9 protein-coding genes are annotated in these 17,966 nt (G+C 36.5%); 3 read left to right on the top strand and 6 right to left on the bottom strand.

All coding sequences use genetic code 11. The features are described from left to right. Positions 1-64: 64 nt before the first annotated feature. The 3 genes from BM383_RS12755 to BM383_RS12745 form a co-directional block, all read right to left on the bottom strand. Positions 65-7,963, bottom strand: coding sequence for a LamG-like jellyroll fold domain-containing protein (locus BM383_RS12755; protein ID WP_093025536.1), 7,899 nt, complete (start codon positions 7,961-7,963; stop codon positions 65-67). Between the two features lie 613 nt (positions 7,964-8,576). After that, the gene (locus BM383_RS12750) at positions 8,577-10,550 is read right to left on the bottom strand and encodes a cytochrome-c peroxidase (protein ID WP_093025535.1); all 1,974 of its coding nucleotides are present in this window, start codon (positions 10,548-10,550) and stop codon (positions 8,577-8,579) included. Next, complete coding sequence (locus BM383_RS12745) at positions 10,550-12,346, bottom strand: cytochrome-c peroxidase (protein ID WP_245766584.1); 1,797 nt, start codon at positions 12,344-12,346, stop codon at positions 10,550-10,552. The genes BM383_RS12750 and BM383_RS12745 overlap by 1 nt, the downstream gene beginning before the upstream one ends. Positions 12,347-12,676: 330 nt before the next feature. Between BM383_RS12745 and BM383_RS12740 the strand changes: the two genes are divergently transcribed. Next, the gene (locus BM383_RS12740; RefSeq protein ID WP_218157940.1) at positions 12,677-13,288 is read left to right on the top strand and encodes a CBM9 family sugar-binding protein; all 612 of its coding nucleotides are present in this window, start codon (positions 12,677-12,679) and stop codon (positions 13,286-13,288) included. 98 nt (positions 13,289-13,386) lie between these two features. After that, positions 13,387-14,334, top strand: coding sequence for a tRNA modification radical SAM protein MnmL/YtqA (locus BM383_RS12735; RefSeq protein ID WP_093025532.1), 948 nt, complete (start codon positions 13,387-13,389; stop codon positions 14,332-14,334). Between the two features lie 42 nt (positions 14,335-14,376). Here the strand turns inward: BM383_RS12735 and BM383_RS12730 are convergent, their stop codons facing one another. The 3 genes from BM383_RS12730 to BM383_RS12720 are packed head-to-tail and all read right to left on the bottom strand — an operon-like array spanning position 14,377 to position 16,883. Further along, positions 14,377-15,759 carry a hypothetical protein gene (locus BM383_RS12730; protein WP_093025531.1) on the bottom strand — a complete coding sequence of 461 codons (1,383 nt, stop codon included), beginning with the start codon at positions 15,757-15,759 and terminating at the stop codon, positions 14,377-14,379. Then, positions 15,740-16,348, bottom strand: a complete 609-nt coding sequence (locus tag BM383_RS12725; RefSeq protein WP_093025530.1) for a hypothetical protein — start codon at positions 16,346-16,348, stop codon at positions 15,740-15,742. The genes BM383_RS12730 and BM383_RS12725 overlap by 20 nt, the downstream gene beginning before the upstream one ends. Continuing rightward, positions 16,335-16,883, bottom strand: a complete 549-nt coding sequence (locus tag BM383_RS12720) for an RNA polymerase sigma factor (RefSeq protein WP_093025529.1) — start codon at positions 16,881-16,883, stop codon at positions 16,335-16,337. Before BM383_RS12720 ends, BM383_RS12725 begins: the two co-directional genes overlap by 14 nt. 128 nt (positions 16,884-17,011) lie before the next feature. Here BM383_RS12720 and BM383_RS12715 point away from each other — a divergent pair, with 128 nt between their 5' ends. Beyond that, positions 17,012-17,956, top strand: a complete 945-nt coding sequence (locus tag BM383_RS12715) for an aldose epimerase family protein (RefSeq protein ID WP_262501722.1) — start codon at positions 17,012-17,014, stop codon at positions 17,954-17,956. Positions 17,957-17,966 lie beyond the last annotated feature (10 nt).

Here is a 17,966-nt window from a genome sequence, read left to right as displayed (position 1 = left end):
TTACCTTAAGATTAATAAAAAAAGGCCGGATTGCTCCGGCCTTTTCATTTGATTAAAACAATTACTATTTAGTCAAAACCTTGAAAGTTTGACTTGCGTTACCAATTTTCACTTGAAGTAGTAAAACTTGGTTTCCTTTCACTACAGAATTAAGATCTAAAGTCACCTCTTGATTTCCGCCGGTAGTTTCAAGACCATTAATATTCATTAATTGTCTACCTAAAACGTCTATCACTTGAACTGATACTTCTTGTCCTCCTTCTTGTGTGTTAAATGATAAATTCACAACACCACTTGTTGGATTTGGATACAATTGCATGCTTTCTTTAACTGATTCAACAGTTTCATTTGCTAAAGTTCCTAAGTTATTTTCCAATGCAAATACAATAGTTGTAGAAGCATTGAATGTGATATCTTCTCCAGTTACATCTTGTTGTGATGTATTGCTACCACTAGGATGCTGAACAGAGAAAAAACCGTATTTATAATCTGGTGTAAAGGTTAAACCTGTAGGTTCTGAACCAGAAGGCATAGAAGCAAACAACTCAACATTAGGATTACTTTGTGTATGATCTGGACGTACTACCCAAATGTAGTTTTTACCACCATCTTGTAATACCCAAAGGTTTCCTTGATCATCAAACGTAAGGTTGTCGTTACCGTCTCCCCATGGTTCTGTTTGAGCTCCATTGGCAGTGTTTACATCATAATCTTTACCTCCTACGAATGTTTCAAATTCACTAAAAGTATCTCCATTATCTGTAAATCTATAAACACGGTTTAATCCTTTTGCTGTGAAGTAGATTTGTCCTGTGATAGGATTAATTTCTACATCTTCTACACCGTTAAAAGAAGTTCCACCTACGTTAGAAGCAACGGTATTCAAGTTGTTTCTATCGGCTTGTGTATCGTTTGGTACTTCTATCCAAGTTCCGGTTGCAGAAGAAGGATCGTTACCAGATAAAGCTAAATCTAAACTTAATACGTATACAGTACCAGTTGTTAAATCTCCAGGAGTATCCATTACATACTTGTACACACAGTGAGTTCCACCATCTTCGCCATAATAAGCCGTAGTAGCATCGTCTGTGATCACAACATTTTCGTGATTCATACGTCCCATAGCCCAAAGTTTATCTTTATGACCGTCATTTTCGTAATCTAAAACAGAAGCTGTTGCAGGATCTATTTCTACTAACCAACCAACATCTTGATAACCATCTCCGTTGGTATCGCCAGAATTCATAGTTTCTTCAGCAGTTACTACAGTTCCCCAAGGTGTAATTCCACCAGAACAGTTACGTGTAGTGGTTACTAAATCGGCATCGTACATATCTACTGCCTGACTATCATCTACAACCCAAAGATTGTTTTCTGTATTTAAATGAACATCTAACATAGAAACACCACCCGGAGTATTTTCTTGGTTGATAGAAAGATATCCTTCTTCACTACTACCATCAATGGCTACATACGCAGTAAAGTCGTTATTCCCTGGCATATTTCCAGTTCCGGTTTGGTACGCATCTCCCTCTTTCATAATTACTTGGAAGACGTGATCTTCTGAAATAATTAAGTTTGAAGTCTGTGCTGTTGGAGCAATTGATGTAAAACATCCGATAGCATCTTCTGTACAATCAATTCCTAAATCTTCTGTGTTTTTCACAAATAGATCGAAACGTGTATCTGAGCTTGTTGCGTTTGCTTGGTGAATTTCTACCGCAATACGGTTAACACCCTCTACAAAAGCTGTTTTTGCAACTTCAGTGATGAAATAAATATTTTCATTAATCCCATCTATTGCATCATTTGCAGTAGTTTCAGCATTAATAGTACCTGTTGGCATATTGCTACGGAATACTTCTACCCCATTTACATATACTACAGCACCATCATCTCTTCTTAGTCCGAATTGTACGTTTTCTGTAAGTTCACTCAACGTAACATTGATATCTTTTACATAATATGTAGTGATGTATTTGTCACTAGAATTGTCACCGTATGAAACCTCTGTGTTAACAGGATCTCCATATCCGAAAGGAGCGTTTCCACGAGACCATGGAATTACATCAAAATCTGAAGTAGACCATTCTGTTGTGTAATCAGCATCTACATCTGAATAATACCATTCTGAATCTTTGATTACTGGGAAATTGGTTACTTCCAAAGCAGGAAGTTCATAACCTACTTCCATATCAAAACGAAGGTCTGAACTGCTGGCAGCTCCTTGGTGTAACTCAACAGCAATAACATTTTCGCCATCTTGTAACAAGTTCAAGGTTTCTACTTCTATCCATTCAGCTTCATCATCACCGCCAATTTGAGAAGAAGCATACGTATTATAGGTAATCTCACCTTCTGGCATATTGCTACGGAAAGCTTCTACACCGTTTACATATACCACAACTCCATCATCTTTCATGGTGTTGAACAATAAATTCCCTATTTCGGAAGCATTTTCAACAGTAAATGTATGACGTAAATAATACGTTGGATATTTGTTATCTGCATCATCACCATAATCTAAAGTAGTAGATTCGATACCGTCACCATACCCTAAAATAGCATTTCCGAAAGCCCATTCGCTATCATCGTACTCATTGGTATTCCATTCGGTTCCTAGATCAACTCCAGAATCATTGTATTTCCATAATCCGCTAGAAGCAATTGGGAATGTTCCTATTGGATATTCATCAATATTCTTCCAAGCTAAGTATAATGGTGTTTCATCAAAAGAAATTGAACTAAACGTAACTACGTTGTTTTCTTTAGTTCCGGTAGCAACAACTTCTAATTCAGTTGAAGGATCTCCCCCTAATAAGAAATACTCATTTGCAATCAATTCAACTTGATTCAAATCAGCAAACAATTCTGATAAATCAACCTTTACAACTCCGGAAGGAATAAATAAAGGATCAATCATAAATCTACTATTCAAATACAAAGTATCTGTAGTTGTAGAACCCAAAATAGCCAATACTTCGTCTCCGGCTTCTTTACCAATTACAATATTGTTATTGTAATCTTCTATTGTAGCTCCGTAGAACATGCCTGTATTTGTAGCATCATTCATAACAGACCAGCTACCAGAAACCACATTATTGTATGGCGATTCCATTTCACGAACAGCCGCTGTTGCAGGAATGATAGCTGCATTGCTATACGCAACCTCAACAGTAGTAGTACCAGAATTTACTAAATATCCACTATCGTCTTGATTAAAGGTATAGTTATACGCTAAATCTGTATCAGCATCCGTAATGGTTTGATACATATCTGCTTTAATCTCCTCCTGGGTTTTAGCTTTGGTCCAAATTCTAAATTCATCGATAGTAGAATTTGTAGCAGCATTATTAAAGATATTTTTACCTAAAGCTAAATCGTAAATATTTTCTTGGAAAACCGATGTTACTTCTGATTCATCTACCATTTCTCCATTGATATAGAATCTGTACATTCCGTCTGGATCAAAAGTTACAGCAACGTGATTCCATTCACCTAATTGCCATACATAATCTGAATTTAACTGATCCCATCCGGCACCTTTACCTCTTGTTGCTTGTAAAGTTTGGTTGGATAAGAATTCCATTTCTATACCGAATTCTCCTCCTCCGTAATAACTAAAGCCCCAAAGTTTTGTATTTGCCCCAGCAATTGCATTTAAACGAGCCCACATTTCAATGGTAAACTCATCTGCAAGTGCTGCGTTGACACCTTCTTTTGGAATGTAAACTTCGTGTCCACCTTCTGACATATCTAAAGCGCCACCTTGTTCTGTAATGGCTGCAGCTTCATCAATCTCATAAGCTAAGAAATAATTTCCTGTGGTTAAAGTTACCTCATCAAAAGTAACAACTCCATCTGTTGCAATAGCGCCACTTGCTGCCACTTCGTAAGCATCTTCCGGGTCTCCTTTTAATAAGATATAATCTGCAACGGTTGCATTGATCATTTCAACATTTTCAAAAACAGTCGCTAAATCAATACTAACATCAGCAGTAGTGATGTTTAACGGATTCAAATGCCATCCTCCGGCAACATACGAAGTTTCTTCTTCTGTGTTTGCTAGGGTATTGATGGTATTATCTTGGTTGCGACCAAAAACTACATTCTCTGAAAAGTTAGCTATGTTTTCACCAATAAACATTCCGTTGTTTTCTTCACTGGTAATACTCCAACTTGCTGTGATTCCGTCTGTGTAGCCTTCTACTGGCTCAGCAACCGGACTTGCAGAAGCTATGATAGTAGCATTTGTATAAGTTACTTCGGTAACATTGGTTCCTTCGTTTTCTAACGTTCCGTTATCTTCTTGATCAAAAGTAAAATAGAAGCTTAAGTTTTCATCAGAAATATCTAAAACCTGGTGCATGTCTGCTACAATTTCTTCCTGAGTTCTTGCGGTAGCCCACATACGGAATTCATCTGCCATATAGTTGATGCTTCCACCGTAGTTCATACTTTTACCAAAAGCAAACTCCCATGTATTATTAGCTATGTAAGAAGTAAACCCTGTTGAAGCTTTTAATTCTCCATTTAAGTAAATCTTTAACTCACCACCTGGAGTTGCTGTAATTGCAACATGATTCCATTCTCCTATTTGTAAGCCTTCTTGCGTGTTAACAGAAGTCCAGCCAGAACCATTATTTCCATACACAGCTGAAAGCGAATTATCTCCATTCAACTCTAAAGTAAATCCTGTTGAATTTCCACTAATTCTACCATGGTTAGACAAAATAGTTTTATCGTTACCAGAAGCGGTTTCTGTAAGATTCACCCATAATTCGATTGTATGAGCTCCTCCCATTAAAATTTCTACAGGAGTATAATGTATTTCTACATCGTGACCATCTGCCAAAGAAAGTGCGCCTCCTCTACCCGGAGTAAATTCACCTTCTTCCCAAGCTAAGTAATAAACTGCTTCTTCTAAGTTGGTGTTGTAGAAATTGATGTTAGAACCATCAAAATTTCCATCGTTTACATTTGAATAGGCACCGTCTACTTCTTTTAATAAATAGTACTGACCTGCAATGGCAGCAATAGAATCTGCATCTTCACCAAGTGCTTCTGCTAAATTGATACGAACATCTGCAAACGGACTGTTCATTGGGTCTATTTTCCAACCACCTTTTAAATAGAAAACATCTGCCATTTCTGGTACTTCAGCTAATTCGGCATCTATAGATTTTCCTATGACGATATTGCTGTTGTACACTGAAATTTCTTCCGGAAGACTTAATCCATTATTTGTTACCTCATTTTGCTGACTCCATTTACCAACTACCTCATCTTGATACATTTCTGAAATGTTTCCTATTGGAGCAGTAGAAGTTGTTAACGCCGCTGATGTAATATCCATTTCGTAATTAATGGTACCTAAACTCATCACTGAAGTTTCGGTTTCATCATACGCTGAAAAATCATAGTACAAAGCAAGATCTGTCTCGTCTCCGGCTAAAGGATAGTGCATTGTTTGCTGAATTTCCTCTACAGTCAAAGCAGTTGTGTAGATGCGAACATCATCCATACCACCTGTTACAGAGCTTCCGTAATTGGGACTGTATCCTAATCCTAAACCTGCTGTAAAATCATGATATCCTCCGTAAGACATGCTTCCGGCTAAAACTCCATTTAGGTAGTAATTTACATCACCACCAACAGTAGCAGTTACTGCTACGTGGTTCCATTCGCCAATAGACCATGCTTCACCGGCGTTTTCAATTTTATTCCAACCAGAGCCGTTAGTTCCAAAAACAATATTCAATTTATTGCTATCTGAAAACTCAAAAGACATTCCTCTGGAATTGTTACTTCCGTTTCTACCATGAGAAGAAAATATAGATACATTAGAACCTGGATCAGTATCTAATTTAGCCCAAAATTCTACGGTAAAATCTCCCTCAAGTGCAGTGTTTATAGTTTCTGAAGGAATTACCGTTGCTTGACCACCAGTAAGAGACAACATATCTCCTCTGTTTGTTTCTACATCTGCAACAGATAAAATATCAGCATCTGAAATTAAACGTGCATATAATGTTAATGCATCAATACTACCTAAAAATTGTTGATTATCACTGTTGTTACCAATGGTAAGATCAGCGTTTGAAGCTACAGGAGACTCTACACCTGTAAATGTTTGAATCAAGAATCCGTTGTAATACAATGCCAATGTTCTACGAACATTGTTGTATTTCCAACTTACATAAGACCAACTGTTGGCCAATACACTGTATTGACTTTCCAAAGTCTCATTAGTAGCATGGTTTGTATAGGTTAAGTTTCCTTCTTCTGAAATACCAAATGTAACTCCGGCATTTGCTGTTCCGTTTGAAACAATTGCAGCTCCATTAGATGATAGTTCGCTTGGATTTACCCAAAAACTTAAGCTGTATGCTTTGTTTTCAAAAGTTAAAGCTGAAGAAGCAGGAAAGCTCATTGATGTATTTGCTGTAAATACCAATGCCTCGTTAGCATTTCCATCTTTATCTGCTCCAAAAGCATAATTCTCAGTTGTTGCAGTGTGCGCATAGGTAGAAGCGTCTGTTACTGCATTTGAAAAATCTAATGAAAGGTTTAATGCATCTGCATTTTGACTGGTTAACATATCTTGGTGCACGGTTTCTTCAAAGAATGTTTCCCCATCGTAGCCTACATATTCAAATTTGATTCTTCGATCTCCTTCGTCTCCAAAAACACTGGTTCTTACATAGCCGTGTTTTACTCCAGACATCAAATCATCAGCAGCATTGTAGTTTACAGAATAACTTCCGGTTTCACCATTTCCTCCTATATCAGAATTGATGTTTCCAGACATAATATCGTATAACGGATATTTAGTATCACCCTCACGAACCATAAAACGTTGATCGTGAATATCGGCACAATACGAAATAACTCCGTTGATATTGTTATCTTGAATAAATTGTAAAAACTCGTCTGCCTGTGTACTTACACTAAAGTTTCTACCTCCAATTTCTCTAAAAGTTGGCGTACCGTTGATGATTACCTTAAAAGTAGCTGTAGAGTTCAACAAACCTTGCTCTAACCACTCTAATTGCTCATCACCAAAGTGCTGCGCAGTACCATCTCGGTAACTTCTGTTGTCTGTTAAAAAGAATTCAACATCCTTATACACGTAAGAAGAATGTAAACCTTGTCCTTCATCGGTACTTAAATACTCTGGGTTTGGCCACCAATCCATGAAGATTTCCTTCATTTCTCCTAAAGTAGGCATTGTTTTGTTGAATTCATTTGGTCCCGTATCATGGTTATCCGTGATAGATAATTGTGGCATTGCCATGGTTAAACTATCATGATACTGGCGGTAAAACATATAACGATCGAACGCCATATCTTTATTTGCCCAATCATCTACACCATCAGGACATTGCCCCATAGCGTGTTGTAACCCTAAAAGATACGTAGCGTCTCCTAACCACACCATTAAATCTGAATCCTCTTCTGCCATGTGGTTAAACATGTCTGGATTTCCGTTGGTATGCGTTAATGATTCTGGAATATCGATACAACGAGAAGTATCGTAAATTCTACCACAACCACCTGCTAAAAAGTTAAAGTCGTCTACAACATTTTGCTCATTAGCAATGGTAGCTGTTCTTCCAGAAGATGTTCCGTTCACTAAAAGATCTGCTGTAAACGTGTCTCCTTCTGTTAAATTACTAAACTCATACGAACGTAAATAATACCCTAAACGGTCGTCTGAATTAAATACAGTTCCTGTAAGCTCTGTAGCAGCAGCTTCAGAATTGGTCATAGAAAGCGTCAAAGCATCTCCCGACGCTGTTTCGCCTTTAGTGAGGACCCACACCCTGACCTTGTTATTATAAACAGGACTAAACATGGGACCAAACACTAGTGAGTCTCCGGGAATTTCGGTTTGCGCCTGCATACCAAAATTCACAAAAAGACACATAAATAAACTGATAAACAGTAAATGTTTTTTCATGTTGGTTAATAAAATTGATTAATTATTTTGTTTTTCGTGCAGTGCAAAAATAGCTTGCTGAAACCGCAGCAAAATGAAGAAATCCTTAAGTGTAGATTAATAATTTTTAGGCGGTTTAATGATATCTTAATACAGAAACGACTCTTCTAATCATCTTTTAAAACGACATAACGTTAACAAATAAAAACAAGCACACAATACTCTATTACCATATATCGATTATCTATTGCAACGGTCTTTAATGAAGTTTTGAAACGATTTGGACAAGTTGTGACACAGTGTATTCTTTACATTCACATAACACTTATCTATAATTTTTATCAGAAATATCTTTACAAAAAGTTTTGTGATAATTTACTTCACTTCACCAACTCTAAATACATCTTTATCTATGATAAAAGAAATAGATATCTATACTAAAATCTGGAGATTAATGAATCATATTTTGCACATCAAAAATTGATTCTATTATAAACACAATGACAAAGCTGCTATAGTTTATAATTTCAGAGAAGTAAATTTGGTTTGCACACACCGTTTAGTGCCTAAAAAGCAAAGAAACCCGAATCATACAAATAACCGGAAAGAATAAGCTAATATAAACTACAAAGTCCTAGTTTGAAGGAATAGCGTTAAGAGATTCCAAGAATGCTTTCAGTTCTTTTAATTCTGATTTGGAAAGGTTTAAAGGATCTGGAGCTAAAGTTTGGTTGGGTGCTTTTTCTTCTAAACCAACGCCAGCTGCACCTCCATTATTGTAAAATTCTAACACCTCATCAAGCGTTGTGTAAGCTCCGTTGTGAAAATAAGGTGCTGTTAATTGAATATTCCGAACTGTCACAGTTTTAAACGAATGATTGTTGATATACGCATCTTCGGTATCTACACCATTTTCAAACCTTCCTTTATCTGTATCTATTTCTTTTGAATTTGGAGACTGAAGAATTCCTAATACTTCGCTTTCATTCTCATTGAAAAGTGGCGGAACCAAACCACTAAATGTTGGTGCATAATGGCACGTACCACAATTAGCTTTCCCCATAAACAAGTTGAATCCTTTTTTAGCTTTCTTACTTAATTTATTAGGTTCGCCTCTCATGTATTTATCAAATTCACTATCAAAAGAACGCAAGGAAATTACAAAAGAAGCCAAAGCTTTTGAAAAGTGGTAACGAGTAATTTTATCTTTATGAAAAACAGACTTGAATTGCTCTTGGTAAGCAACATCTGCATTTAGTTTTGCAACAATCTCTTTATAGGAAGTATTAAATTCCATATGATTTTCAATAACATGCCCGGCTTGATCTTCTAAATCGAACGCACGTAAATCATAAAAAAAACGGTCCGAAAAAACAGCATTTACCAAAGTAGGTGAATTTCGTAACACACGTTTCCCAGGCACACTTGCTTGCGAAGTTTTTACTCCATCTGTATACGCTAAATCTGGTTGATGACAACTGGCGCAACTCATTGTTTTATTACCACTGAGATTTGTATCAAAAAACAATTGCTTTCCTAAATCGCGAAGTTCCGGGCTATCTTCTTTGGCTTTTAGAATGCTGTAGTAATACGGGTTTAGAAAATCGTTATCAAAAATATTACTGCTATACGCATTCCAGGAAGGCGTTTGCACGTACGTTTCCGCAGAAGATTCAATACCTAATTCTTGCTGTAATCGCAAGAGTTTTTCATACAAAGGATTTAGGTATTCTTTAATAAAAACTAACCGATCAAAGGTTTCAAAATCTGTATTGTTTTTCAGATACTCTTGAGCTCCGGCAAACAACTCATTAATCAGTTGTTGTTTTTCAATACTTCCGTCTGCTATTAAGGGTTTCAATAAAGTTTCCATTCCCGAAAGTGCAGCCAATGCTTCCTCCATCGCATTCAAAGATCCGGGCGTATCAAAACCAGTGATACCTCTGCTTACAATCCGAATCAATTCCAATCTTGAAAACTCAATTACTTCAAAGTCATAGAAATATTTTCGTAGTAACAAATCATTTTGAATCACCACAAATTTTGCGCTAAGTTCTGTTGCCAAGGTTACTATCCGTTCTTGTTCTGTAGTTGCTTCATCTGTAAAAATCAACTCATCTAAACGTTGCAAACCAACTGGCGCAATCACAGGTGAAGAACCATCTAAAAAATGTCCGCTATCCATTTTATCTAATGGAACGGTATTCAAATATTCTTCAACGGTATATCCATAATTACTTTGTTCATTGTAGCCTTCTCCAACCGGATACGGATCTAAATGATCTAACGGCGCTCCGTTTATATACGCTTTCACATGTTCTGGATAGTAATATTCCAACACACTTTCTATCTGTTTAAAAGCGATTCTGGCTTGCCTTAATTTTGATTGCAAACTATCTAATGGCACTTGCTTTGCTTTATACAAACGAGCCATATGCTCTAATTTTCCAATTGCTTCGCTTGTAGTATTTAACTGAAATCTTACTCGTTCCTTGTACCATTCATTGTGTTCATTTTGGTACATGAACTGAAACTGAACCACCACAACCAATAGTAATATGAAAATGCTCCCAACTTTTTTCCAGATAGATGTTACCGTTTTTATCATTAGTTCAACACTGATTTTTCGGCAACCGAATTGTCTGTCAACGATTTCATAAAAGCTATCAAATCTTGTTTTTCGGTATCGGTTAAGTTTAAGGGATCTTCTCCTAAGGTTTGATTTTTTACTACCAATCCCATTCCACCTCCACCACCTTGATCGTAAAAATCAATTACTTCTTCCAAAGTAGCATACGCTCCATTATGAAAATAAGGTGCTGTTAATTCTATATTTCTCACTGTAGAAGTCTTGAAAGATTTTTCATAAATCCATGCTTCTTCTGTGTTGATGTTGTTAGATAGTCTACCCGAATCTGTATCTAATCTATGAGGAATTGCTTGGTTATCGGCTAAAACTCCAAGAATTTCACTTTCGTTTTCGCTATACAAAGGCGGTACCAAACCTGAAAAAGTAGGCGCAAAATGGCACGTTGCACAATTGGCTTTTCCTGTAAAAAGATTAAATCCTCTTTTGGCACTTGCTGATAATGCTGAAGTTTCTCCACGTACAAATCGATCAAACGGACTGTTAAACGATTGTAACGACAACACGTACGAAGCCAAAGCCTTAGAAAAGTTATTTCGGTTTACAGATGGTTTCCCAAAGAGTTTTTGAAACTGCTTTTGATAGCTTGCATTGTTTTGCAATTTCTGTAAAATTGCAGCATACGCAGTATTGAATTCTTCGGTATTGAAAATTACATGCTCGGCTTGTTGTTCTAGCGTAAAAGCTCTTAAATCGTAAAAATATCTGTCGGAATACACTGCGTTTAACAAGGTTGGAGAATTACGCAATACAGTTTTTCCTTGAACATTGCTCATCGATTTTGGTAATCCGTCGGTAAATCCTTTTGCCGGATCGTGACACGTGGCACAACTTATTTGCTGATTTCCACTAATGGTGGGATCGTAAAACAACTGTTTTCCTAACTCCCACAATGCTTTACTGTCTTCTTCTTTTTTTAAATTGGTAAACGCATACGGATTCAGGAAATTCGCTCCGAATATTGATTCACTTTCTACATTCCAAGATGAAGTATATCCTAAAACATCCGTTTCGTGTTTCGATTGGAAAGTCCCAAGTATTTTGTACAAAGGATCTATGTATTCCGTCAAAAATGTTAATCGATCAAAGGTTTCAAAATCGGTGTTATTTTTTAAATATTGCTGACTGCCTTCAAACAATCCAATCGCTTTTTTAAATTGAGTTTTCGAGCGTTCTTCGGTATATAACAACTGGAAATACTGTTGCATACTTTCTAAGGAAGCACTTGCTTCTGAAAGTCCGTTCAAAGACCCCGGTGTATCAAAACCTGTAACTCCCATGGAAAAAATTCGTACCAACTCCAATCGTAACGATTCTATTTCCCCATAATCAGTATTTGAACGATTTATCAACCTTTTATATAACATGGTATAGTTACTTTGCAGTTGTCTTGCTAAACCTGCAATAGCATTTCTTTCTTCAAAAACATGATCAGCAAAAACTTGCTCATCCAAAATTTGCAAGCCTTCGGCAGGTAGGATATTGGTTTGAGTACCTTCTACCTCTAAATGAAGTAACGGCGCACCGTTAATATGACTTTTGATATATTCCGGATAATGAAACTCTAAATAAAACTCTACCTTTTTGTATTGCAACCTGGCTTTGCTTACCGCTGCTTGAAGTGTTGTTACATCCGTTTGAGATTCCTGATATGTGGCCGCAATAATATCTAGTTCTGCTAGTAGTTTCTGAAGCTGAGTAAATTCTGACTCCAGATAATTCTTTGCTTCGGTATCAGCATTATTTGTAAAAGACATAAACCCAAAAGCGCATATGCCCAAACAAAATACTAGAATACCAGCTACTTTTAAAGTTTGTTGGTACATGGTTATGTAGAAGTTGGATATTTAATTGGGCAAAACTACAAGTACCAATTGCCAACTATATTAAGCGAGTCTTAAGAAATGTTTATCTAAAGAAATCTGAAAAAGACACTCAATCTAAAACCAAGATATTCTAGCAGTTTGCCAAACTATTCAATTTGTTTCCTGTAATTTTACACTATGAAGTATTGCACAAGGTTTTGTATTCTCTTTTTATTTTTCTTGATGGCTTGTCAAAATCCTAAGAAAAATGAACAGATTTTTATGGTTACAAAAGCCGATAAAAAACCAACCATTGATGGTCAGGCAAATGATGATTGCTGGCGCTACGCCATGTGGTTACCTCTAGAACAGCGCTGGACAGGAACTCCTTTTGGTTATGCAGATTTTGAAGGAAAGTACAAACTCAGCTGGACAGAAGATGCTTTATATGTTTTGGTCACTATTTCAGATGACAGGAAACCAAGCGAACCTGAAAAAACGGATAGCTTACTCTTTTTTTTAGATACTGACAATTCTGGTGGTAATTTTACCAATGGAAAAAATGCTTTTGTAATTGAACTACTTCCCTCAGAAAGAATTCAAACTATTTCCAAAGAAGGTAAAAGAACTAACAGTAATTACCCAATCTCTTATAAGTACAAAGAATTTAACGAACTAGATATTTGGGAACTAGAAATTCCACTGCAGAACAATAACGGAGAGCTCATTCAGTTGCAAAACGATCAAAAAATAGGGTTTGCAATAGGATATTTAGATGTAGATAAAGGAAATACCGCCGATAATCTAATTGGTTCTGTAGTAATTACCGAAGATCACAAAGAAATCATCTTTGAAAATGCCAATTACTTTGGAACCTTACTTTTGAAAAACTAAGTTCCTTTTTCTGATAAAAATCAGTCATTATTCCAAAAGATGTTTTCGGCTAATTTGATAGCTGATTAACGATTAATTTTAACCTGAAATTGATTGTTATGGAGACCTTACACTTCCCCAAACCCGCTTATAAGAACTACAATACCGAATTACGAAATAAATTTGGTAAACGTGTTCAAAAAATAAGTATCAATGCAGGATTCACTTGTCCCAACCGCGATGGCAGTAAAGGATATGGAGGCTGCACGTACTGTAACAATCAATCTTTCAGTCCAAATTTCACAAAGCAAATCGTGTCTGTAACACAACAAATCAACCAGAACATTTTGTTCTTTGAAAAGAGACAATCTCAAGATCAATACTACTTGGCATATTTTCAATCGTACACCAATACGTATGGCTCTATGAAAGATTTGAAGCAACTTTATGAAGAAGCTTTATCGCATCCTAAAATTTCCGGAATTGTCATAGGCACACGCCCCGATTGTGTTTCTGATGAACTACTAGATTATTTTGCCAAATTAGGCTCCAAAACCTACGTAATGTTAGAATATGGTATTGAATCTACTTGTGATAAAACGCTGGGATTTATTCAGCGTGGACACGATTATGCTTGTGCTGAAAAAGCTATTAAAGCCACAGCCGAAAGAGGTATTGCAACCGGAGCGCATTTAATTTTGGGATTACCGGGTGAAGATAGAAACAATATACTTTTACATGCTGAAAAACTATCTAAATTACCGCTTACTGCACTTAAATTACATCAGTTGCAATTGGTAGAAAAAACCATTATGGCAAAGCAATATCGTACACATCCAGAGTGGTTTCACTTGTATTCCAAAGAAGAATATTTACAATTAGTAATTAATTTTTTGGAGCGATTGCATCCTGATATTGCTCTGGAACGCTTTATATCGCAATCGCCTCTACAAATGTTGATTGCACCGAAATGGGGATTGAAGAATTATGAGTTTGCCAACATGCTTCAAAAAGCTCTTGTAGAAAGAAACAGCTGGCAAGGTAAATACTATGAAAATAACATTTAACCTTCCTGCTGACTTAACAAAATCTTACAATTTCTATACTTTTTACAAAAACTGAACTCTGTTATACAAACCACTTACGTTGATCATTTTTGAAGTGTCTTTTGTAAGATGATACCCTTCAATAACTTGTCCTCCTTTGGTAATTTTCCAGTCTTTTGGAAGATCTAAAGATATATTATTCAAGTTTAAACGTACTTGATACGCTGTTTCTGGAACATCTAGAAAGGTATCCATATTATTCAATCGTAAATTTAATGAAGCAAAACCTGATGCTACATTGCTAAAACGAATGGTTCCAAACTTTGCATTTACATCGGCTTTGTTCAATAATTGTTCTATTAAAACATCTGATGAATTTGCTATCAACTCTATATTATTTGCAGTTTTGATATCTACATCTCCCGAAAAATTAACAATCAACTTTCCGCTATTCCAACGAGTAATTTGTACGGGCGCATACGAAGTTTCTATCACCGTATTATTGCCATTCACCTCATTTGCAAGCAACCTGGCATAAGCCAAGGTTGCATTGATGTTTTTGGTTTGTGATGCCAACTTCACTTCTCCATGACGTACATTAAGTTTTAATCCGGAATTTTTTGGCATTTTGACTTTAATACTCTTTTTGATCTTCAAATGAATCGTCTTTCCATTCTTTTGAATGGTAATTTCACTTTCTCCCTTTTCATTTGTTGAAGTTCGGTAAGATGTGTAGCTTGAAGATTGCTCTTGCCCACCAGTATCCCTAGCATTCATAAGCCTTTCTCTTGTGGCTTCATAGGCCGATTTACGAGCTTCCATGCTTGCTTCTAGCGCTTCTCTACGAGAATCTAAAGCTGCTTTACGAGCAGTTGCTAATTCTGCTCTCCATTTTTCTAATTCAGCTTGTAATTCTTTATTATCAAAATTTTCAGAAAATTGTTTCTGAAACTGCTTCATATACTTTTCAGCATCTTTTTGAAACGCGTCATAATCAAACTGAACATTCCCTAACTGGTTTAATACTTTTGTAGGTACTGGCGGAACAGGGGTAAGAGCAGGATCTGGAACATCAATGCCTGCAGTAGGCATTCCTACGTTCATACTATAAGAATAACTCACATTTGAATTCCCAAACGCTAACATTCCTCCTCCACTACGCACCTCTACTCTAGAGCTATTACCCATAGCTTCAAAATCCCAGTTTTTAAAATAGGCTTCAGCTTCTTCTTTACTTATGCCTTCTATTTCCATAGTGGCAACGACCTCTACCTTATTTTGAGACCAGGTTTCAAAAACCACATCGGTGTTCATGGTGTTTACATCTACTGTAACATCATCATTCACGTTAAAGCTTTCTTTCCATTCTTTGGTTTGGGTTTGGGCATTTACACCGGTTACCAAAGCACAAAAAAGAATCGCTGTTTTAACCAACTTGTGTACCATTGTCATTTGTGTTTTTAAGTTCTTCTAATCTGTCTTTTAATCGGTAAAGTAATTGTAATCTTAATTGTAAATTGGTAATCAACGCCTCCACGGTTTGCTGATTTGGCCCTAATTCATTCAACTCTTTGGTTAACCTTTTGTACTCGGTATTCAAATCGTTCAATTGCTGCATGTATCCCTCTAACATTCCCTTGTTTGCATCGTTTACATCCAAACTTGCTAACTCTACATTGATATTTGCAATGTAATATTCTTCTACTTTTTTAAGATCAGGTGACAGGTCTCCTAAGGTGATCTGTGGCGTTGCATCCGATGCCGGCTGCGATTGGTTTTCTGATGATGAAGACTCCGTTACGGTTACCTGTGTTCCTTGTATCTGAGCACTATTTGAGTACTGTAAAAGGGCCACCGTTCCTACCCCAAAAAACAATACTACTGCCGCAGCAACTTTCCAATAATAATTGGAAAAGGTTCGCTTTTGCTGTGGCAATTCTTCCTCCAATCTCGCTAAGAAACGAGCTTCGTGCCCTTTTGGCAACTGTACTCCACTGCGGTAACCGCTTTTTTGATGTTCGCTATCCAATGCCATGTTCGTATGCTTTTAAATATCCTTGTAATTTTCGTTTTCCTCTTAACAACTTTGTTCTTGATGCCGTTTCGGTAATTCCTAAGATTTCCGAAATCTCCGCGTGGTCGTAGCCTTCCACCAAATAGAGCAATACCACAATTCGGTATTTTTCCGAGAGCGAAGCAATTGCCTCCATGATCTGTTCTTTCAACTCCAAATTTTCCTCTTCACTCGGGTAATCACTTTCGGTTTGGACTACTTCCATCGGATGATCATCTAATGATAAAAGTTGTTGTTTCTCATATTTCAATCTGTCAATACACTGATTTATTACAATTCTTTTTAGCCAGGCACCAAAGGTGACCTCTCCCTGATACTGATGTAATTTTCTGAAGGCTTTTACAAAGGCTTCTTGCATTACATCTTCAGCATCTTCAACCGATTTCATAAAGCGATACGCTATATGAAACATGCCGTCACAGTATTTGTTATATAACTGTAACTGCGCCTTTCGGTCGTTTTTTTTACATTTTTCAATAAGATTGCCTTGAAACATGCCGGCTAAGTTTCTTGGTGGTTAAAATTACTTTACATTCTAAAAGACGATAGAAAATGACATCCGTTGCAAAATTCTAATTTTTAAATGATAAATTTGTTAACTATCAATTTTAAACCAACGAAATTTTGAAAACATACTGTATAGAAAACAGCTACTTAAAGCTGTATTGTATGGAATACGGAGCTGCCATCACATCACTGTATACCAAAGATAAAAACGGAAACGACACCAATGTAGTATTAGGTTTTAAATCTTTAGAAGATTACCAGAATCACGGTTACTGCCTTGGCGCAAGTTTAGGTAGGTATGCGGGGCGTATAGGTGGTGGTTATTTTGAAATAGATGGTCAACATTACCCTATATATAATGAAAACGGCGTGCATTTACACGGTGGTAAAAACGGTTTTCATAAACGTTTTTGGACTGTAGAAAAAGTTACCGAAACCAGTATCACCTTTGTGATAGAGAGCGAAGCTATGGATGAAGGTTATCCTGGAAATCTTACTGCAAAAGTCACCTATGCTTTAGATGACAATAAAGTTGTAAATACCTATACTGCTGTTTCTGATGCCAAAACCATCCTCAACCTTACCAATCATAATTATTACAATTTAAATGGTGAAGGTGATGTACTGTCTCATGAACTGTATTTGAATGCTGATAACTTTTTAGAAGTAACCGAAACACAAATAGCCACAGGAAAGTTAGTACCAGTTTCCAATACTCCTTTTGATTTTAGAACTCCAACAGTTATTAATGAACAAGAAGGATTTACCGGAGTGGATGATTGTTTTGAATTAAAAGATTCGCACGCTGCCACTTTATACAGTGAAAAAACGGGAATTGAAATGAAGGTTACTACCAATCAACCCGGAGTTGTTGTTTTTACTCCTGAAGATTTAGGAACTTGTAATTTTAAAGATGATGCAGTGTTTAATAACTATTCATCTATTTGTTTTGAAACGCAAAATTTCCCAAATGCGCCTCATCATCCACATTTTCCTTCTGCTATTTTAGAAGCAGGAGAAACGTATGTAAACGAAAGTAGTTTCGAATTTTCTATTCGATAAATAACTTATA

It is taken from the genome of Pustulibacterium marinum, from assembly GCF_900116665.1.
GTDB lineage: Bacteria > Bacteroidota > Bacteroidia > Flavobacteriales > Flavobacteriaceae > Pustulibacterium > Pustulibacterium marinum.
Note: the sequence above shows the minus strand (reverse complement) of the source record. Positions and strands in the feature narration are given on the sequence as shown.